Origin of the sequence: Marinobacterium aestuarii, assembly GCF_001651805.1 — a bacterium.
Taxonomy (GTDB): Bacteria; Pseudomonadota; Gammaproteobacteria; order Pseudomonadales; family Balneatricaceae; genus Marinobacterium_A; species Marinobacterium_A aestuarii.
Genome location: NZ_CP015839.1, coordinates 343,245 through 363,504, shown reverse-complemented (window position 1 = coordinate 363,504; position 20,260 = coordinate 343,245). Strand labels below are relative to the sequence as shown.

Below are 20,260 nucleotides of genomic sequence, written 5' to 3'. Positions count from 1 at the left end.
AAGCCACCACCGGTTGCGAACTGCGGATTCACCCATGACTCATTCCCCAGCAGGCCACGCTTGCCACACTGTGCTGCGAGCCATGCTGGTTCTGCTCAGCGGCGTGCTCGGCAGCACCTTCACCAGCGCCGAGACCTTTGTACTGCCTCCGCCCGATCAGGACGTCGTCGGCGAGGTACGCATCACCCGTGCCCGTCAGGCCGATACCCTGCTGGATATCGCCCGTGCCTTCAATCTCGGTTACGAGGAAATCGTGCGGGCCAACCCAGGCGTAGACCGCTGGCTACCGGGACCAGGCACCGACGTAATCCTGCCCAATCTGCTGATACTGCCCGACGCACCGCGGGACGGCATAGTGCTCAATGTGCCGGAAATGCGCCTGTACTATTATCCCAAACCTGCCCAGGGCGAGACGCCGGTGGTGATCACTCACCCCGTCAGCGTCGGGCGCATGGACTGGAAAACCCCGCTGGGGAAAACCAGCGTGATTCAGAAACAGGCTGATCCGCCCTGGTATCCCCCCGCCTCCATCAAGGCTGAACACGCCGCCAACGGCGATATCCTGCCCGATGTGGTTCCCGGTGGTCCCGACAACCCGCTGGGCCGCTTTGCGCTGCGCTTAGGCATTCCCGGTTATCTGATTCACGGTACCAACAAGGAATACGGTATCGGCATGCAGGTGACCCACGGCTGCGTGCGCCTCTATCCGGAAGATATCGAACGACTCTACGAGCTGGTGCCGGTGGGAACACCGGTGTACATCATCAACCAGCCAGTCAAGATCGGTCGTCACTTTGATGGTCTCTATGTCGAGGCCCATCCGGCGATGAGCGAGCTGGCCGACACCGATACCAACCAGCAGGCTATAAGCCTGCTGAACATTGCCGCCTCCGCCGAACAGCTACGTGCTGAAATAATTCCCTCCGCCGTGCAGCTGGCGCTGCAGCAGTCCGACGGCATTCCGCTGCGTATCAGCAATTAAAGCCGGCGCACCAAAGGTACTCTGAAGCAATCGCCAGCCGTTCGTCCTGAACATATACGGGGAAGGCGTTTTCGCGCCTTCCCCGTGCTGTAGCGGCTTCGCTGTGGCCTTCGCCGGTGCTATTTCATCATGGACTTCTGGAACATGCGGTTGATTTTTTCCTCGGTCGCCATACTGCGGGCATTGGCTTCGGCGGCCATGGCCCTGGCTTCATTGGCCACCCGCAAAGCGTCATCGGCTGTCGCCTTGGCGCTGTCTGCGGTCGACTGTGTACGCTGCATTTCCTGCTCATGCATCTGTTTCATGCTACGCATGTCACCGGAACTGGCACAGCCAAAAGACAGTGCAGCAAAGGCGACAAGAGCAGATATTTTCAATAGATCACGGGTCCTCATTTAAGACACTCCTGAATCACTGGGAAGGGTAGCAACCGAAGGGGTTGTACGCTCAGCATAGACCAGTGCACCGCAAGCAGTTATCCACAGGTTCGTACACTAGCGGATTTCCACCCGGGTGCCCGCTGCAACCCATTTGACCAAGCGACGCATCTCGGCATCGGTCAGGGCGACGCAGCCGTTAGTCCAGTTGAACAGCCCGTGGACATCGGGGTTGCCGGCTCCCAGCCCGTGGATGCCGATCTGCCCGCCCAGAGGCGTATCCTGCGGGGGTGTGCGCCCGGCATCCAGCGCAGCGATAATGCGGGCGTGGGTCTGACTGTCGATGCGCCCATCCTGCAGCGCCCCCTCTGCATAGTCACGGTTGGGGTAATCCAGACCGATAAAGAGCCCGAAACGGCTCTGACTGTTAAACCAGCCCACCCGAAAACTGCCCAGCGGTGTCTTGTCATCGCCGCGCCTCTGTTTCAGACCTGCGCCAGCCACGCCCAGGGCGACGCGGTCAAAGCGATCCAGCACCCGCTCATCATCCAGCACCTGCAGCGTCTGGGCTTTGGTATCCACCTGCACCCAGACCTCCGCTGCGGCGCTGCCGACCAGGCAACTCCAGAGCACAATTGCCGACAGCCACTGCCCGCCCAAGCCCCCAATATACACCGTCGCCTCCCGGGCGCTGCCTGCCTGATACCTGCCGTATTCTCTCAGCATAGGTAATCCGTTCCTGCCCGACAATGGATGATATTCGGTGACACCGGGCTGCACTTCAGGCCAGAATAAACCGCTGTCCCACCGCGGCAGCGGCTATTCTTGTAATAGTCGTACCGAGAAACACAGCGGCAGAACCTCAGGATCAGTGACGACACGCCAACATGACCGACAAAGCACGCCTTCAGCCAGAATTTGAACGGGTTGACCAGCAGGGAGACGAATCCATCCGTTACCTGCAGCACGGCTATCCCTGCGAGCTGGTGCGCTGGCACTATCACTCGGAATACGAGCTGCACCTGATCAAGGCCACCAGCGGCAAGGTCTTCGTGGGCGACTATATCGGCAACTTCAACGCCAACCAGCTGATTCTGGTGGGGCCCAACCTGCCCCATAACTGGATCAGCCAGCTGCCCGACGGCGAGTCGGTAGATTTAAGAGACCGGGTCATCAACTTCTCCCATGATCTGGTCGAAACCTGCAGCAGTACCTTCCCGGAAATGCAGTCCTTGGCGCCCTTCTGGGAGCGCGCCCAGTACGGCATTGAATTCCTTGATCCCAAGATGATTCACCAGGCCGATGCCCTGTTTGAGGATCTGGCCGGTGCCCGTGGCTTTCGCCGCCTGACCCGTTTCTGGACCCTGCTCGACCTGCTCGCCTCGACCTCGGAATACCGGGTGCTGTCGTCCACCAACTACATTCCCATCGCCGACAAGAAAACCCTTGAGAAGGTCAACGAGGCGGTGCAGTACATTGTTGATCATTACGATCAAGATCTGGCGCTGGAGGATGTGGCCAGTCGGCTGGACATGGGCCCAAGCTACTTCTCCAAGTTTTTCAAGAAAGCTACCGGGCGGCGCTTTATCGACTTCGTCAACGGCTTGCGTATCAATCGCGCCTGCGAGCGCCTGGCCCATACCGACGAGCCCATCACCGATATCTGTTTTTCCGCCGGCTTCAACAATATCGCCAATTTCAACCGCCGCTTCCATGCCGTCAAGGGCATGACCCCGTCTGAATACCGCCGCACCTCGGCCGACCTGCTCTACCGTGGCTGAGCCCAAGCCTGCGCTAGAAGAGGCGGCAAAATAGTACAGAGGGACCGTCACCGAGTATTTGCCAGACAGGCGCAGGGTGACATCCAATGCTGATTCGGCTGCCCCTGTCGCCCGTGCAGCGCTTAATCGCCCCCGGACCACGGGCAGAGTGGCAACCCTGTTCAGGAACCCGCCCATGCATACAGACCCGCAGCGCCAGCCAGACTATGAATGGGTCGACCAGCCCGCCTGTGAATCCATTCATTACATTCAGCACGGCGTCCCCAGCGCGCTGATTCGCTGGCATCATCACCGGGAATTTGAAGTGCACCTGGTGCGTGCGACCTCGGGCAGAATCTTTGTCGGCGACTACATCGGCAACTTTAGGCCCGGCAACCTGGTACTGGTGGCCCCCGACCTGCCGCACAACTGGATCAGCAACCTGGCGGAAGACGAACGGGTGCCCCTGCGCGACCAGGTGATTCACTTCCCCGCCGCCCTGCTGCACGATGCACAGGCCATATTTCCGGAAATGCGCGCTTTCACGCCACTGCTTGAGCGGGCAAAACGGGGGCTGGAATTCACCCATCCGCATACGATCGCGCAGGCTACCGCATTGTTTGACGCCATCGCACAGGCGCGGGGGCTGCAGCGCCTGGTCTGCTTTCTGACGCTGCTCGAGCTGCTGGCCAGTTGCGAACACTGTCACACCCTGTCCAGCGCCTGGCACCGGCCTCTGACCGACGGCAAGCATCTCGACTGGTTGAACAGCGCCGTCGATTACATCCTGCAACACTACGAGCGCGAACTGCCGCTGGACGAGGTTGCGCTCCATATGGACATGAGCCAGACCCAGTTTTCAAAACGCTTCAAGCGTGCGTCAGGCCACAAGTTTGTGGATTTCATCAATATGCTGCGCATCAACAGGGCCTCGGAATTACTGGCCTATAGTGACAACCCCATCACCGCGATCTGCTTCGAAGTCGGCTATAACAACATCGCCAACTTCAATCGCCGCTTTCTCGAACTCAAGGACATGACCCCCAGCGAATACAGGAAAACGGTTTCTCAGCGGGTCCTCTGATCACGGCGGCAAGCCCCTCCGACAAAAAAGTACAGCCCCCCGGCCGCAGCGTATTTTTAGTCCACGGCGAAAAAACATCTAATGGGGTTATCAAACCGGATGTCCGGATAAGCGGCACTGCGCCGAACAACACTGGGGGCTCCATGCAAGCACTGATTTTGGAACAGGCAGGACAACTGTCCATTCGAGATATCGCCATCGACCAGGCTATGGGCCCGGACGACGTCAGGATTGCCGTACGCAACGTCGGCGTCTGTGGCAGCGATGTGCATTATTACAAGCACGGCAGCATAGGGCCCTTTGTGGTGCGCGAACCCATGGTGCTGGGCCACGAAGCCGCCGGCATGGTCATCGCCGTTGGCGACAAGGTCACCCACCTGCAGCCGGGAGACCGGGTCTGCATGGAGCCCGGCATTCCGGACCTCAGGTCTCGCGCCACCCTTGAGGGCAAGTACAACCTGGATCCAGCAGTCAGTTTCTGGGCCACGCCGCCGGTTCACGGCTGCCTGATGCCGGAAGTCGTGCATCCGGCCAACTTCACTTTCAAGCTGCCAGACAACGTCAGCTTCGCCGAAGGTGCGCTGATTGAGCCCTTGGCCACAGGCATGCAGGCCGCCGAAAAAGCCCGAATCAGGCCCGGCGATATCGCTGTGGTCATTGGCGCTGGCACCATCGGCATACTCACCGCCCTCGCCGTGCTGGCCGGCGGCTGCAGCCGCGTGATCATTGCCGATCTGGTGCAGGAAAAGCTCGATATAGCCGCGGCCTACGATGGCATCACGGCGGTGAATATCAGCCGCGAAAACCTGTGCGAACGGGTGGCGCAGCTGACAGACAATTGGGGTGCCCAGCTGGTGTTTGAGGCCTCCGGCAGCCCCAAGGCCTATGCAAAGCTGTTTGAGCTGGCGTGCCCCGGTGGCTGTGTCGTGCTGGTTGGCATGCCGCCTGCCCCCGTGGCCATGGACATAGTCGCCATGCAGGCGAAAGAGCTGCGGCTCGAATCCGTATTCCGCTATGCCAACCAGTTTCCCCGGGCGCTGGCGCTGCTGGGTTCGGGGAAACTGAATATCAAACCCATGGTGTCCTGTGTAATGCCGTTCGAAAAAGGTATTGAAGCTTTCGAACGAGCTGCCCGGGCCGAGCCCGGCGACGTCAAGGTCCAGATCTGTTTCGGCTAAAAGCTACAGCTGCGTGCGTCTCAACCTCATTTAAGCCCCATCTCTCCTGTGGCCTCGAGGGATTCCGTCACTGAACCGAATCCCTCTAGCGTCACCGCCAACCTTGTTTTCGCCCCAGATTAAGTACTTTTATGATGAGATCAGCATAACCACCACCCAAAACCAACCTGCAGCCCAGTAAAACCGGCATATTCGCCATTTTCCAATCATGACAGATGGCAAAAAAGTACATATCCGACTCGACAGGGTATTTGTGCAGACACCCCCATTCGCAGTGTAATGGGCATGTCCTGATGACTGTGTGACCTGGCCGACTCTGCAGTGAGCCACAGCCCCTGGAACAGAATTAGCGAGACATCGACCGACACCATAATGATAAAAGAGGCTCGTAACGTGAAGAATTCACCGATTACCTCCACCCTGCTTGCATCCTCCATTGCCCTGGCATCCCTGGGCGTCAATGCCGCCACTGTGACCATCGGCACCGTCAACAACGGTGACATGATTCGCATGCAGGAGCTGTCCAGCGCCTTCGAAGCAACCCATCCGGATATCACGCTGGAGTGGGTGGTGCTGGAAGAGAACGTGCTGCGTCAGCGCCTGACCACCGATATCGCCACCGGCGGCGGTCAGTTTGATGTCATGACCATCGGCATGTACGAAACGCCGATCTGGGGCAAGAAAGGCTGGCTGGCGCCGATGGATAATCTGCCGGCAGACTACGATGTGGCGGATATATTCCCGTCCGTTCGTAACGGTCTGTCGTCCGAGGGCACCCTCTATGCCCTGCCGTTTTATTCCGAAAGCTCCATGACCTATTACCGCACCGACCTGTTTGAAGCCGCGGGCCTCGCTATGCCGGAACAGCCGAGCTGGGATCAGGTGCGGGACTTTGCCAAGGCGCTGCACAAGCCCGAGCAGGAGCAGTACGGTATCTGTCTGCGTGGCAAGGCGGGCTGGGGCGAGAACATGGCGCTGGTCAGCACCATGTCCAATGCCTTTGGCGCACGCTGGTTCGATGAGCAGTGGAAGCCTGAGTTCGACGGCGCAGAGTGGAAAAACACCGTCAGCTTCTATGTCGACCTGCTGGGCAACTACGGTCCTCCAGGCGCGTCCTCCAACGGCTTTAACGAGAACCTGGCGCTGTTCAACTCCGGCAAGTGCGCCATCTGGGTTGATGCCACTGTGGCAGGCTCCTTCGTGACCGATGCCGCCCAGAGCAATGTAACCGACAGCGTCGGTTTTGCCCTGGCGCCGCAGCAGGTGACGACCAAGGGGGCCGGCTGGCTCTGGTCCTGGGGTCTGGGCATTCCCGCCAGCTCCGATGCCAAGGACGCCGCCACGGCCTTCGTGACCTGGGCAACGTCCAAGGAGTACAGCCAGCTGGTGGCCGAGAAGTTTGGTATTGCCGCCATGCCGCCGGGCAGCCGGGCATCGACCTATGCCAATGCCGAGTACATGGCCGCCGCGCCTTTTGCGGCCAGAACCCTGGAGTCCATGGACCGTGCCAACCCGGATGACTCGACGGTCAAGCCTACGCCTTATACCGGCATTCAGTTCGCGGCCATTCCTGAGTTCCAGTCCATTGCCACCCAGGTCGGCAAGCTGGTATCCGGTGCCCTGGCGGGCAGCATGACGGTCGAAGAAGCCCTGACCAGCTCGCAGTCTGTCACTGAGCGCGAGATGAAGCGCGCCCGCTACTACCAGTAAATGGTTAAGCCTTAAGCTTTAAGCTTTAAGCCTTAAGGCGCAGGACCCCGCAGGCAGGCACCGGTCGGTGCCCGCCTGCCCTGTCGATCCTCCGAATAACTACAAAATGAGCACTTCCCATGAGCATCTCAAGTCTGCAAGCCGAGGGGACGGCTGACGCCTCGGCGTCGCTAACCGTCAAGGCGGAAAAACGCCGACAGAGCCGTCTCAGCCTGGCCATGGTGTCACCGTCGGTGCTGGTGCTGCTGGTCTGGATGGCGGTTCCGCTGGCCATGACCCTGTATTTTTCCCTGATTCGCTACAACCTGCTGTACCCGGGCGATAACGACTTTGTCGGCCTGGAAAACTTTACCTTCTTTCTGACCGACGAAGGCTTTAGCGCCGGCATGACGAACACCCTGCTGCTGGTGTGTTCGGTACTGATTATCAGTGTCGTCGTCGGGGTCCTGATTGCGGTGCTGGTGGACACCCCCTTCTGGGGCCGCGGCATCGTGCGCGTGCTGCTGATTTCACCCTTCTTCATCATGCCCACCGTGAGTGCGCTGGTGTGGAAGAACCTGCTGCTGCACCCGGTGTCCGGGGTCTTTGCGGCCGTGTGGCGCTTTTTTGGCGCCCAGCCCATTGACTGGTTTTCCACCTATCCGATGGAAGCCATCATCATGATCGTGTCCTGGCAGTGGGTGCCCTTCGCCGTGCTGCTGCTGATGACCGCCATGCAGTCACTGGACCAGGAACAGAAGGATGCGGCTCGCCTGGATGGCGCCGGCCCCGTCTCCATCTTCTGGCACATCACCCTGCCGCACCTGGCGCGCCCGATTGCCGTGGTGGTGATGATCGAGACCATCTTCCTGCTGTCGATCTTTGCCGAGATCTTTACCACCACCGGCGGTGGCCCGGGCTACGAGACCACCAACCTGGCCTACCTCATATATAGCCAGGCACTGCTGCAGTTCGACGTCGGCCTGGCCTCGGCCGGTGGTCTGGTGGCGGTACTGCTCGCCAATGTTGCTGCCTTCATTCTGATAAGAATGATTGGCAAGAACTTAACCGACAAGGCCTAAGAGGACACGACCATGATGACTCTAAAACGACGTCACCCAGTGCAGGCCATTCTCATGCGAATGATCGGCGCTCATGCAAACGCCACGCTTACCGACAAGGCTTAGGAGGTCGTGATGCTGACATTAAAACAAGGTCGCCAGCTGCAGACCGTTCTGCTGGGTGCGCTGGCCTGGCTGGTGGCACTGTGCATCTTCTTCCCGATCTTCTGGATGATACTGACCAGCTTCAAGACCGAGATCGATGCTTTCGCCACGCCGCCACAGCTGTTCTTTACGCCGACGCTTGAGAACTACCTGGAAATCGACCAGCGCAGTGACTACTTCCACTTCGCCTGGAACTCGGTGGTCGTGTCCTTCGGTTCGACCCTGCTGGGCATGCTGCTGGCCGTACCTGCAGCCTACTCAATGGCGTTTTTTGAAACCAAGCGCACCAAGTCGACGCTGCTGTGGATGCTGTCCACCAAGATGCTGCCGCCGGTCGGCGTGCTGGTGCCCATCTATCTGCTGTTCAAGGATGCGGGCCTGCTGGATACCAAGACCGGGCTGGTAATCATCTACACCCTGATCAACCTGCCGATCATGGTCTGGATGGTGTACACCTACTTCAAGGAAATCCCCAAGGAAATCCTCGAAGCGGCCCGCCTGGATGGTGCCACCGCGCTGCAGGAGATCTACCGCGTGCTGCTGCCGATCAGCAAGGGCGGCCTGGCCTCGACGGTACTGCTGTCCCTGATCCTGAGCTGGAACGAAGCCTTCTGGTCACTCAACCTCACCGCCTCGTCGGCCGCCCCGCTCACGGCCCTGGTGGCGTCCTACTCCAGTCCCGAAGGGCTCTTCTGGGCCAAGCTGTCCGCCGTATCGACGCTGGCCTGTGCGCCTATTCTGATCTTCGGCTGGCTGAGTCAGAAACAGCTGGTGCGCGGTCTGTCCTTTGGCGCCGTGAAATAAATAACAACAACACGCTGAGCAACGCCGCCGTGACGATCCCGGCGGCGTCCAGAAACACGAGGATTTTCCCATGTCTGATCTGACGATTCGCAACCTGAAAAAAAGCTTCGACGACATCCACATCATCAAAGGCATCGACCTGGACATCAGGGATCACGAATTCGTCGTCTTTGTCGGTCCCTCGGGCTGTGGCAAGTCGACCCTGCTGCGCCTGATCGCCGGCCTGGAAGAAGTCACCAGCGGCCACATCCACCTGGACGAGCGCGACATCACCGACGTGGCCCCGGCCAAGCGCGACCTGGCCATGGTATTCCAGAGCTACGCCCTCTATCCGCACATGACGGTGCGCAAGAACATGTCCTTCGCCCTGGACCTGGCCGGCATCGACAAGGCCGAAGTCCAGCGCAAGGTCGACGACGCCGCCAAGGTACTGGAGCTTGGCCCCTTGCTGGAACGCAAGCCCAAGGCCCTGTCCGGTGGCCAGCGCCAGCGCGTTGCCATAGGCCGCGCCATAGTGCGTAACCCCAAGGTGTTCCTGTTCGACGAGCCGCTGTCCAACCTTGATGCCGCCCTGCGCGTACTGATGCGCCTGGAACTGGCGCGGCTGCACAAGGAACTCAACGCCACCATGATCTACGTCACCCACGACCAGGTCGAAGCCATGACCCTGGCCGACAAGGTGGTGGTCCTGAACGCCGGGCGCGTCGAGCAGGTCGGCTCGCCGCTGGAACTCTACCACCACCCGGTGAACCAGTTCGTGGCGGGCTTCATCGGCACGCCGAAAATGGCCTTCCTCAAAGGCACCGTCAAGGCGGTCAGCAGCAGCGACCTGACGGTAGCCCTGGAGTGCGGCCCGGAGTATCAGCTGCCGCACCAGAGCGCCCGCCTCAAGGTCGGTGATGACATCACCATGGGCATCCGCCCCGAGCATATCGACGTGGTCGCCAGCGATGCCAGCCCGTTCAAGGTACGCCTGGACGTCACCGAGCACCTGGGTGCCGATACCTACTGCTACATCAAGCTGGGCAATGGCGAAATGATGACCGTGCGCGCGCCTGGGGATTTCAGCGCTGACTACGGCCAGCACGCGGCCCTGATCCCGGACCTGTCCCAGGCGCACCTGTTCGATGCCGATGGCAAGACCATCCCGCGCCCGCGCACTCCAGCCCAGGCTGCCTGAGTCAGCGACACCCTTAAAAGTTTTGGCGTCTGCCACCCGCTGGGCCTGGTTCGCCAGGCCCAGCGGTTTTTTATCGCAACCCTTTGCGCTTCTGCCCGCCGTCCCTGTTGTCGCGGCCAGCGACGCTCTGATAAATTCCTGGTGATTCCTGTGAAACTCAACAATGCCACTATCGCTCAGCTGGGCGAACACATAGCGCACCCCACCTATCCACGCCATGCCCTGGGCCATGGCATAGTGCATATTGGTGTGGGCGGCTTTCACCGTGCCCATGAGGCCGTCTATACCGAGCGTTTTCTGCGTCTGACGCAGGATCAGAACTGGGGTATCTGCGGCATAGGCCTGCGCGAGAGCGATAGTGCCATGGCGCAGGTGCTGCGCGAGCAGGATTACCTCTACAGCCTGATGGAGCTGGGTCAAGCCGAGTACCCGCGCGTCGAAGTCATAGGCGCCATCAGCGACTACCTGTTTGCACCGGACAGCCCCGCAGCCGTGCTGGAAAAACTGGCCTCGCCCCAGACCCGTATTGTCTCCCTCACCATTACCGAGGGCGGCTATCTGCTGGATGATCACAGCGGCGAATTCAATTTTGACCACGCTGATATTGTGCATGACCTGGCTAACCCGCAGTCACCACGCACTGTGTTCGGCTACCTTAGCGCCGCCCTGGCAACACGCCGCGAGCGGGGGCTGCCGGCCTTCACCCTGATGTCCTGCGACAACCTGCCCCACAATGGTGACAAGGCGCGCCACGCGCTGTTGAGCTTTGCCGCACGCCACGATCAAGCTCTGGCCAGCTGGATCGCTGAAAATGCCAGCTTCCCTAACAGCATGGTCGATCGCATTACGCCTATCACCACCAGCGCCCACAAGGAGCTGCTGCGCAACTTTGCCGCCATTGAGGATGCCTGGCCGGTGGTCTGCGAGCCCTTTCTGCAGTGGGTCATGGAAGATGATTTCTGCAACGGCCGCCCGGCCTGGGAACAGGTTGGCGTGCAGTTTACCGCCGATGTAGCACCCTATGAACAGATGAAAATGCGCCTGCTCAACGCCAGCCACTCGGCCATGAGCTATCTGGGCTACCTGATGGGCTACAGATACAGCCACGAAGTGATGCAGGATGCCCGCCTGAGCGGCTTTATCCGCCGCTTTATGGACCTGGATGTCACCCCAACGCTTGGCACTATCGAAGGCATCAGCCTAGAGCAGTACAAGGACACCCTGGTTGAGCGCTTCGCCAACCCTCGCATCGGCGACCAGCTGGCGCGTCTGTGCATGGATGGCTCCAGCAAGATTCCCAAGTTTATTCTGGGCACCCTGGAAGAACGCCTCGAAGCAGGCGCACCCGCACACCGCTTTGCCCTGATCCTGGCGGGCTGGGCCTTATATCTGCATAACGCCCGGCAACCCGGCGCTGACTACAAGGTCGAAGACCCGCTCGCCGATCAGCTACTCAGCGCTACGGCAGAAGCCGTTGGGATCAGTGGTCGACTTCTCGGCCTTGAGGAAATTTTCGGCCCGCAGCTACAGCACTCTGTCGGCTTTGTCACCGCCGTCGATACCGCCCTGCAGCAACTGCAGCATCAGGGCGTAACCGCCACACTGGAGCAGGAAACCTGGGCTGCCTGAGCCCGGTTTGCCCGGGCACGCAAAAAGCCCATAACGCAAAAAGGCGACCCTAAGGTCGCCTTTTTCAGTACCCAATGGCTCAGTTCACCTTGGCATTCAGTTCGCCGCGCTCATAGCGCGTGGCCATGTCTTCGAGCGAAATAGCGCGCAGCTTGCTGGCATTGCCGGCGGTGCCGAAAGCTTCGAAGCGGGCTTCGCAGATATCGCTCATGGCCGTCATGGTCGCCTTGAGGAATTTGCGCGGGTCAAACTCGGACGGGTTTTGCGCCAGGAAGCGACGTACCGCACCGGTAGAGGCCAGACGCAGGTCGGTATCGATATTGACCTTGCGCACGCCGTGCTTGATGCCTTCAACGATCTGCTCGACCGGCACACCGTAGGTTTCCGGAATCTCGCCACCGAACTCGTTGATCACCGCCAGCCACTCCTGGGGCACAGACGAAGATCCGTGCATGACCAGGTGGGTGCCCGGAATGCGCTGATGGATCGCCTTGATGCGGTTGATGTCCAGGATATCGCCGGTGGGTGGGCGGCTGAACTTGTAAGCGCCGTGGGAGGTACCGCAGGCAATCGCCAGGGCATCAACGTTGGTTTTGCTGACAAAATCAGCCGCTTCATCCGGATCGGTCAGCATTTGATCGTGGGTCAGGATGCCTTCGGCACCGATACCGTCTTCTTCGCCGGCCTGTCCGGTTTCCAGTGAACCCAGGCAACCGAGCTCGCCTTCCACCGAGACACCGCAGGCGTGCGCCATTTCGACGGTACGACGGGTCACATCAACGTTGTACTCGTAGCTGGTCGGCGTCTTGCCATCTTCACCCAGGGAGCCGTCCATCATGACGGATGAAAAACCCATGGCGATGGAGCGCTGGCAGATGGCCGGCGAGGTGCCATGGTCCTGGTGCATGCACACCGGGATGTGCGGGAATTCTTCAATCGCGGCCAAAATCATGTGACGCAGAAAGTTGGAACCCGCATATTTGCGAGCACCGGCAGAGGCCTGCACTATCACCGGAGAGTCGGTCTTGGCAGCCGCTTCCATGATGGCGCGCATCTGTTCCAGGTTGTTGACGTTAAAGGCTGGAATGCCATAGCCGGTTTCGGCGGCATGATCCAGCAGCTGACGCATGGAGATGAGAGCCATTAGGTCACCCTTAATTTCAGTTCAGAGGATTGCCGCCTGTGGCGGCAACCCGGATTCAGTTCAATGCCCGGCCTGTGCCGGGTCAGTCGCTGACACACAAGTGCATCAGCCCGTTCAATTCAACGTTAGCTCAGCTGCGCGACTCCAGCATCGCCACGGCCGGCAGTATCTTGCCTTCGACAAACTCGAGGAAAGCGCCGCCACCGGTAGAGATGTAGGACACCTGGTCGGCGATACCGTACTTGTCCACCGCCGCTAGGGTGTCGCCACCACCGGCAATGGAGAAGCCTTCGCTGGCCGCAATTGCCAGCGACAGGGTTTTGGTGCCCTCGCCGAACTGGTCGAATTCGAACACGCCAACCGGGCCGTTCCAGATAATGGTGCCGGCGTTCTTGAGCAATTCGGCCAGAGCCGCAGCAGACTGCGGGCCTATGTCCAGAATCATGTCATCGGCAGCCACATCGTCCACCAGCTTGACCGTTGCGGTTGCGGTTTCGGCGAACTCGGTCGCCACCACCACATCCACCGGCAGCGGAATGGAAACCCGCTCCATCAGCGCCTTGGCGATCGGAAGCAGATCATGCTCGCACAGGGACTTGCCCACCGGCTTGCCGGCAGCAGCCAGGAAGGTATTGGCGATGCCGCCACCGACGATCAGCAGATCGACCTTGTCGGACAGCGAATTCAGCACTTCCAGCTTGGTGGAAACCTTGGAACCGCCGACGATGGCTGCCAGCGGACGCGCAGGGTTCAGCAGCGCCTTGCCCAGTGCATCCAGCTCACCGGCCAGCAACGGCCCGGCGCAGGCCTGGGTGGCAAAACGGGCAACACCGTGGGTCGACGCCTGGGCGCGGTGTGCGGTACCAAAGGCATCCATCACGTAGACATCGCACAGCGCAGCCATCTTGCGTGACAGGGCTTCATCGTCTTTCTTCTCACCGGCGTTGAAGCGCACGTTTTCCAGCAGCACCAGCTCGCCTTCGCCCACACTGAAACCACCCTCGGTCCAGTCCTTGATCAGCGGGATCTCGCGACCCAGCAGCTTGCCCAGGTGAGCCGCAACCGGCGCCAGGGAGTACTGCTCGTCATACTCGCCTTCGGTCGGGCGGCCCAGGTGAGACATCACCATGACTTTGGCACCGGCCTTGAGCGCAAGCTCCAGCGTCGGCAGGGCGGCACGGATGCGCGCATCCGAAGTGACCAGGCCGTCCTTGATCGGCACATTGAGATCTTCCCTGATCAGGACGCTTTTGCCGGCCAGATCAAGCTCCGTCATTTTCAGTACGCTCATTGAGTGTCCTACCTATGCTTGTGAAATTTAAAAGCCGTAAAACCGTTTCGATGCCTAGTCCCGCCGATTAAGCCAGTAGCGCGCGACATCCATCATGCGATTGGCAAAACCCCATTCGTTGTCGAACCAGCACAGCATCTTCAGCATGGTGCCGCCACTGACCCGGGTCTGGGTGGCGTCAAACACGCCGGAGCGCGGGTCGCGGTTGAAGTCCACCGAGGCATGGGCCTCGTTGGTGTACCCCAGCAACCCCTGCAGCGCGCCATTGGCGCTGGCGCGCATCAGGGCATTGACCTCTTCAACCGAGGTTTCACGCCGCACATTGACGGTCAGATCCATGGCCGAGACGTTGATGGTCGGCACCCGCAGATGCAGACACTCAAAGCGCCCCGCCAGGTGGGGCAACAGGCGGTCGATACCGCGCCCAAGCCCCGTATCCACCGGGATAATCGACTGCAGCGCGCTGCGCGTCAGGCGCAGATCCGTCTGATGATAGCTATCGATCACCGGCTGGTCGTTCATGGCCGAGTGGATGGTCGTGGTGACGCCATTCACAATGCCAAACTCACGGTCCAGCAGATCCAGCACCGGCACCACGCAGTTGGTGGTACAGGAGGCCGCCGACACTATCCTATGGGACGCCCGCAGCAACTGCTGATTCAGCCCGTAAACGATAGTGGCATCCACCTCGGCCGTCGCCGGCTGTGAAAACAGCAGCCGGCCCGCGCCCTTGGCCAGATGCAGCTCGGCACTGTGGCGATCCTTGAAGGCACCGGAACACTCCAGCACCAGATCCACCTGCAGCTCGCGCCAGGGCAGGTTGCGCGGGTCGGGTTCATTAAGCACCCGAATCCGGTCGCCATCGATCAGCAGGTCGTTGCCATCATGGGACACCGGCAACGGAAAACGCCCATGGGTGGTGTCGTAGCGCGTCAGGTAACTGACCGTCTCGATATCCGCCAGCTCGTTCAGCGCCACCACCTCAAAGTCACGGCGAAAGCCGCACTCATAGATGGCGCGCAGTACACACTGCCCGATTCGGCCGTAACCGTTGATTGCAACGCGATATTTCATCGACATCCGACGCCAAAGGCAAGGCCGGCAAAAGCCGGCCCTGGAACCATTAAAGGATCGATTTTACAGTGTCGACGACATTTTCGACGGTAAAGCCGAAGTACTTGAACAGCTCACCGGCCGGGGCCGATTCGCCGAAGCTGCGCATGCCGACGATAGCGCCGTTCAGGCCCACGTACTTGTACCAGTAGTCCGCCTGAGCCGCTTCCACCGCCACACGGGCGCTGACCTGGGCCGGCAGAACCGACTCGCGGTAGGCGGCGTCCTGGGCTTCAAAACGATCGGTGGAGGGCATGGATACCACACGTACCTGCTTGCCTTCCTTGCTCAGGATCTCGGCGGCATCCATCACCAGACCCACTTCGGAGCCGGTGGCGATCAGGATGGCGTCGGGCTGACCTGTGCAGTCACGCAGGATGTAACCACCCTTGGCAACATTGGCCAGCTGCTCGGCGCTGCGGGCCTGGTGCGGCAGGTTCTGACGCGAGAAAATCAGCGCACTCGGGCCATCGGTACGCTCCAGCGCGGACTTCCAGGCGACGGCGGATTCAACCGCATCGCAGGGACGCCACAGGCTCATGTTGGGGGTGTGACGCAGGTTGGAGATCTGCTCCACCGGCTGGTGCGTCGGGCCGTCTTCGCCCAGACCGATAGAGTCGTGGGTGTAAACGTGGATCACACGCTGCTTCATCAGGGCCGCCATGCGCAGGGCATTGCGGGCATATTCCATGAACACCAGGAAGGTGGCGCCGTAGGGAACAAAACCGCCGTGCAGGGCCAGGCCGTTCATGATGGCCGACATGCCGAACTCGCGCACGCCGTAAAACAGGTAGTTGCCGCTGGCATCTTCACGGCCGATGCCCTTGGCACCGGACCAGAGCGTCAGGTTGGAACCGGCCAGATCCGCCGAGCCGCCAAGCAGTTCAGGCAGCATGGGACCAAATGCATTCAGCGCATTCTGGGACGCCTTGCGCGAGGCAATGGTGTCACCCTTGTCGGCCACTTCCTGAATCCAGGCATCGGCCTTGGCGGAGAAGTCCGCCGGCAGGTCGCCGCTGATGCGACGCAGCAGCTGGTCAGCCAGTTCCGGGAACTCGGCGCGATAGCTGGCAAAGCGCGCATTCCACTCGTTTTCGTCTTGGTTGCCGGACGCGCGGGCATCCCAGTCGTCATAGATGTCCTGCGGCACTTCGAAGGGGCCGTGGGTCCAGCCCAGACGTGCGCGGGTCAGGGCAATTTCGTCGTCGCCCAGGGGCGCGCCGTGGCAGTCTTCCTTGCCTTCCTTGTTGGGGGAGCCAAAACCGATAATGGTCTTGCAGCAGATCAGGGTCGGCTGAGTGCTGTTCTCCTGGGCCTGCTCGATGGCGGCACGGATCTGATCCGCGTCATGGCCATCAACGCCGGCGATGACCTGCCAGCCGTAGGCTTCGAAACGCTTGGGCGTGTCGTCGGTGAACCAGCCTTCCACTTCGCCATCGATGGAGATGCCGTTGTCATCCCAGAATGCGATCAGCTTGCCCAGACCCAGGGTGCCGGCCAGAGCGCAGGACTCGTGGGAAATACCTTCCATCATGCAGCCATCACCCATGAAGGTGTAGGTGTAGTGATCGATGATGTCGTGACCGTCGCGGTTGAACTGCGCCGCCAGCGTCTTCTCGGCGATGGCAAAGCCCACGGCATTGGACACGCCCTGGCCCAGCGGGCCTGTGGTGGTTTCAACACCCGGGCAGTAACCGTATTCGGGGTGACCGGCGGTTTTGGAATGCAGCTGACGGAAGTTTTTAATGTCGTCGATGCTGACGTCATAACCGCTCAGGTGCAGCAGCGAGTAAACCAGCATGGAACCGTGACCGTTGGACAGCACGAAGCGGTCGCGGTCGAACCACTGCGGGTTGGTGGGGCTGTGTTTCAGGAAGTCGTTCCAAAGCACTTCGGCGATATCCGCCATGCCCATGGGCGCTCCGGGGTGGCCGGACTTCGCTTTCTGGACGGCATCCATACTCAGCGCACGAATGGCGTTGGCAAGTTCTCTGCGAGAGGACATTAAAACAACTCCTGGGATTTTAACCCGAACAAGTAAGAGTGTGGAGGACTGAAAATTTGAAAGGCGTAATTTTCGCTTAGTTGCCCTCCGGCATCAAATGGGAATCGATCTTTTTTGCACCTGAATGAGGTAATTTCATATGAATTAGGGAAAATTTCATTAAAAACGCCGGCATTCGTCATGCATTTTGCATCCATCGCCGGTAAAATGCGCGCAATTATGAAATCGCCTGGCCGGTCTGGCACGGGTTCCTTATTAGTTATACCCCTGAAAAGAGGATGCATAGCGCAGATGAGCGAATACGGCTTGTTCACTTCCGAATCCGTGTCTGAAGGCCATCCAGACAAGATTGCGGACCAGATTTCCGACGCAGTACTTGATGCCATCATTGCCGAAGACAAGTACGCCCGTGTGGCCTGCGAAACCATGGTCAAAACCGGTGTTGCCATAGTGTCCGGCGAGATCAGCACCAATGCCTGGATCGATCTGGAGAAACTCGTCCGTGACGTAATCTGCAAGATCGGCTACACCTCCTCCGAGGTCGGCTACGACGGCGAAACCTGTGGTGTTATCAACATCATCGGCAAGCAGTCCATCGATATCGCCCAGGGTGTTGACCGCTCACGCCCCGAAGATCAGGGCGCCGGTGACCAGGGTCTGATGTTCGGCTATGCCTCCAATGACACAGATGTGCTGATGCCGGCACCTATCACCTACGCCCACCGTCTGGTTGAGCGTCAGGCCGAAGCGCGCCGTTCGGGCCTGCTGCCCTGGCTGCGTCCGGATGCCAAGTCCCAGATCACTTTCCGTTACGAAAACGGCAAGCCCTGCGGTATAGACGCTGTTGTACTCTCGACCCAGCACAACCCGGAAGTTCACCAGAACGACCTGCGTGAAGCCGTGATGGAACTGATCATCAAGCACGTGCTGCCGGCCGAATGGATCAGCAAGGACACCAAGTTCCACATCAACCCGACCGGCAAGTTCGTTATCGGCGGCCCAGTGGGCGATTGCGGCCTGACCGGACGCAAGATCATCGTTGACACTTACGGCGGCATGGCCCGTCACGGTGGCGGTGCCTTCTCCGGCAAGGACCCGTCCAAGGTTGACCGTTCCGCCGCCTATGCCGGCCGCTACGTCGCCAAGAACATTGTGGCTGCAGGCCTGGCCGACCGCTGCGAGATTCAGGTGTCCTACGCCATAGGTGTGGCTGAGCCAACCTCTGTTGCCATCAACACCTTTGGCACCGGCAAGATCTCCGATGACAAGATCATCCAGCTGATAAACGCGCACTTCGACCTGCGTCCGTTCGCTATCACCCGCATGCTTGATCTGCTGCACCCGATGTACCTGGCCACCGCGGCCTACGGTCACTTCGGTCGCGACCCCTACGAAATGACGGTGGGCAACGATACCTTCACCGCCTTCACCTGGGAACGTACCGACAAGGCCGACGCCCTGCGCGCCGACGCCGGTATCTGATCCAGATCCTGCGCCTAAGGCGTCGAATCAAAAAAGGGCTGCCATTGGCAGCCCTTTTTTGTACAGGGATGTACTTATCCTGCGGGTACAGGATGTACGAGAGCAGGGTTTATGTTCAGGACGAACGGTCCCTGAAAACTGCTCCTGCGTTTTCAGGATTAGCGCCATCCCTGGCGGTCATGCCGCGGGCACATGGATGTGCATGAGCGGCAATGTTCAGGACGAACGGTTACTTGGGTAATTCGCCTTCAACGCCCTGGACGTAATAGCCCATGGACAGCATGTCCTTGTCGGCCAGTACTTCACCCTCTGCCACCACTATCTCCCCTGCCTGATTCGTCAGAGGACCGGCGAAAGGATGGAGCTTGCCATCGACAATCTGCTGCTTGAGATCCATCACCAGCTGCTGTACATCAGCCGGTACCGCATCGTTCATGGGTGCTATATCCACATAACCTGCCGCCAGACCCTCCCAGACATCCTCAGCCTTCCAGCTACCGTCGATCACGGCACGGGCCTTGGCTTCGTACAGTGGTCCCCAATTGAACACAGCCGCACTCAGGTGTGCATTCTTGCCGTAGAGCGACATGTCGGAGTTGTACCCAAAGGCGTAGACACCCTTGGCTTCAGCCGCCTGGATCGGGCCCGCTGAATCCGTGTGCTGACTGATAACGTCGGCGCCCTGCAGAATCAGGCTTTCCGCCGCTTCCAGCTCCTTGGCGGGGTCATACCAGGAGCTGACCCAGACCACCTTCACGGTGGCGTCGGGGTTAACACTGCGCAGCCCCTGGGTGAAGGCATTGATGCCGCGCACCACTTCGGGAATCGGGAATGAGCCGACATAACCCACCACATTGCTCTTGGTCATCTTGCCGGCAATCACACCTGTGAGATAGCGCGACTCGTAGATACGCCCCATATAAGTGCCCACATTGGCGGCGCGCTTGTAGCCGGTTGCATGCTCAAAGGCCACCTTGGGAAACTGCTTGGCCACTTTCAGGGTCGGGTTCATGTAACCAAAGGAGGTGGTGAAAATCAGCTCATTGCCGCTTTTCGCCAGCTGGCGAATCACGCGCTCGGAGTCCGCACCTTCGGCGACGTTCTCAACGTAGGTCGAGGTGACCTGGTCGCCCAGCTTTTCTTCCATGTACTTGCGGCCCTTGTCATGGGCATAGGTGTAACCCGCGTCACCGGTGGGGCCTATATAGACAAAACCCACCTTCAACGGCTCCTGCGCCAGCGCTGCCGCGGATATAGCCGTTGCCAGCAATAGCGTCGACGCGACACGAACCAAAGCTCCCAATTGCATTGCCATA

Annotated in this window: 17 protein-coding genes; 10 read left to right on the top strand and 7 right to left on the bottom strand. The window is 59.9% G+C overall.

The annotated features are described in order from the left end of the window. The first annotated feature begins 34 nt into the window (after window positions 1-34). Window positions 35-982 carry a L,D-transpeptidase family protein gene (locus A8C75_RS01580; protein WP_067377156.1) on the top strand — a complete coding sequence of 316 codons (948 nt, stop codon included), beginning with the start codon at window positions 35-37 and terminating at the stop codon, window positions 980-982. A gap of 119 nt (window positions 983-1,101) precedes the next feature. Here A8C75_RS01580 and A8C75_RS01575 read toward each other — a convergent pair whose 3' ends face one another. Both A8C75_RS01575 and A8C75_RS01570 read right to left on the bottom strand, forming a co-directional pair. Continuing rightward, a complete protein-coding gene (locus tag A8C75_RS01575) occupies window positions 1,102-1,377 on the bottom strand; it encodes an Lpp/OprI family alanine-zipper lipoprotein (protein WP_067377153.1) in 276 nt (91 codons plus the stop codon). Window positions 1,378-1,476: 99 nt separating this feature from the next. Beyond that, window positions 1,477-2,085, bottom strand: a complete 609-nt coding sequence (locus A8C75_RS01570; protein ID WP_084783651.1) for a L,D-transpeptidase family protein — start codon at window positions 2,083-2,085, stop codon at window positions 1,477-1,479. 161 nt (window positions 2,086-2,246) lie between these two features. On the opposite strand from A8C75_RS01570, the gene A8C75_RS01565 reads away from it, so the two are divergent. From A8C75_RS01565 to A8C75_RS01530, 8 genes are all read left to right on the top strand, one after another. Continuing rightward, window positions 2,247-3,140, top strand: coding sequence for an AraC family transcriptional regulator (locus A8C75_RS01565; RefSeq protein ID WP_067377150.1), 894 nt, complete (start codon window positions 2,247-2,249; stop codon window positions 3,138-3,140). A gap of 175 nt (window positions 3,141-3,315) precedes the next feature. Next, window positions 3,316-4,203 carry an AraC family transcriptional regulator gene (locus A8C75_RS01560; RefSeq protein WP_067377147.1) on the top strand — a complete coding sequence of 296 codons (888 nt, stop codon included), beginning with the start codon at window positions 3,316-3,318 and terminating at the stop codon, window positions 4,201-4,203. A gap of 143 nt (window positions 4,204-4,346) precedes the next feature. Continuing rightward, entirely contained in the window at window positions 4,347-5,381 is a 1,035-nt protein-coding gene (locus A8C75_RS01555; protein ID WP_067377144.1) for an NAD(P)-dependent alcohol dehydrogenase, read from the top strand. Between the two features lie 372 nt (window positions 5,382-5,753). Next, the gene (locus A8C75_RS01550) at window positions 5,754-7,091 is read left to right on the top strand and encodes an ABC transporter substrate-binding protein (RefSeq protein ID WP_067377141.1); all 1,338 of its coding nucleotides are present in this window, start codon (window positions 5,754-5,756) and stop codon (window positions 7,089-7,091) included. Window positions 7,092-7,309: 218 nt separating this feature from the next. Beyond that, window positions 7,310-8,152, top strand: coding sequence for a carbohydrate ABC transporter permease (locus A8C75_RS01545; RefSeq protein WP_227819994.1), 843 nt, complete (start codon window positions 7,310-7,312; stop codon window positions 8,150-8,152). A gap of 114 nt (window positions 8,153-8,266) precedes the next feature. Further along, on the top strand, window positions 8,267-9,100 hold the full coding sequence (locus A8C75_RS01540; protein ID WP_067377134.1) for a carbohydrate ABC transporter permease: 834 nt from the start codon (window positions 8,267-8,269) through the stop codon (window positions 9,098-9,100). A 70-nt stretch (window positions 9,101-9,170) separates the two neighbouring features. Next, window positions 9,171-10,280 (top strand): ABC transporter ATP-binding protein, encoded by a 1,110-nt coding sequence (locus tag A8C75_RS01535; RefSeq protein ID WP_067377131.1) that lies wholly within the window; start codon window positions 9,171-9,173, stop codon window positions 10,278-10,280. 150 nt (window positions 10,281-10,430) lie between these two features. After that, a complete protein-coding gene (locus A8C75_RS01530; protein ID WP_067377128.1) occupies window positions 10,431-11,909 on the top strand; it encodes a mannitol dehydrogenase family protein in 1,479 nt (492 codons plus the stop codon). A 79-nt stretch (window positions 11,910-11,988) separates the two neighbouring features. Here the strand turns inward: A8C75_RS01530 and fba are convergent, their stop codons facing one another. From fba to tkt, 4 genes are all read right to left on the bottom strand, one after another. Beyond that, window positions 11,989-13,053 carry a class II fructose-bisphosphate aldolase gene (gene fba, locus A8C75_RS01525; protein WP_067377124.1) on the bottom strand — a complete coding sequence of 355 codons (1,065 nt, stop codon included), beginning with the start codon at window positions 13,051-13,053 and terminating at the stop codon, window positions 11,989-11,991. A 130-nt stretch (window positions 13,054-13,183) separates the two neighbouring features. Further along, window positions 13,184-14,344 (bottom strand): phosphoglycerate kinase, encoded by a 1,161-nt coding sequence (locus A8C75_RS01520; protein ID WP_067377121.1) that lies wholly within the window; start codon window positions 14,342-14,344, stop codon window positions 13,184-13,186. 54 nt (window positions 14,345-14,398) lie between these two features. Continuing rightward, the gene (locus A8C75_RS01515; protein ID WP_067377118.1) at window positions 14,399-15,418 is read right to left on the bottom strand and encodes a type I glyceraldehyde-3-phosphate dehydrogenase; all 1,020 of its coding nucleotides are present in this window, start codon (window positions 15,416-15,418) and stop codon (window positions 14,399-14,401) included. 49 nt (window positions 15,419-15,467) lie between these two features. Then, on the bottom strand, window positions 15,468-17,462 hold the full coding sequence (gene tkt, locus A8C75_RS01510) for a transketolase (RefSeq protein WP_067377115.1): 1,995 nt from the start codon (window positions 17,460-17,462) through the stop codon (window positions 15,468-15,470). Window positions 17,463-17,753: 291 nt separating this feature from the next. On the opposite strand from tkt, the gene metK reads away from it, so the two are divergent. Further along, entirely contained in the window at window positions 17,754-18,944 is a 1,191-nt protein-coding gene (metK, locus tag A8C75_RS01505) for a methionine adenosyltransferase (protein ID WP_067377112.1), read from the top strand. Between the two features lie 229 nt (window positions 18,945-19,173). Here the strand turns inward: metK and A8C75_RS01500 are convergent, their stop codons facing one another. Next, window positions 19,174-20,259: a BMP family ABC transporter substrate-binding protein gene (locus A8C75_RS01500; protein ID WP_067377108.1), complete on the bottom strand. Its 1,086-nt coding sequence runs from the start codon at window positions 20,257-20,259 to the stop codon at window positions 19,174-19,176. Window position 20,260 lies beyond the last annotated feature (1 nt).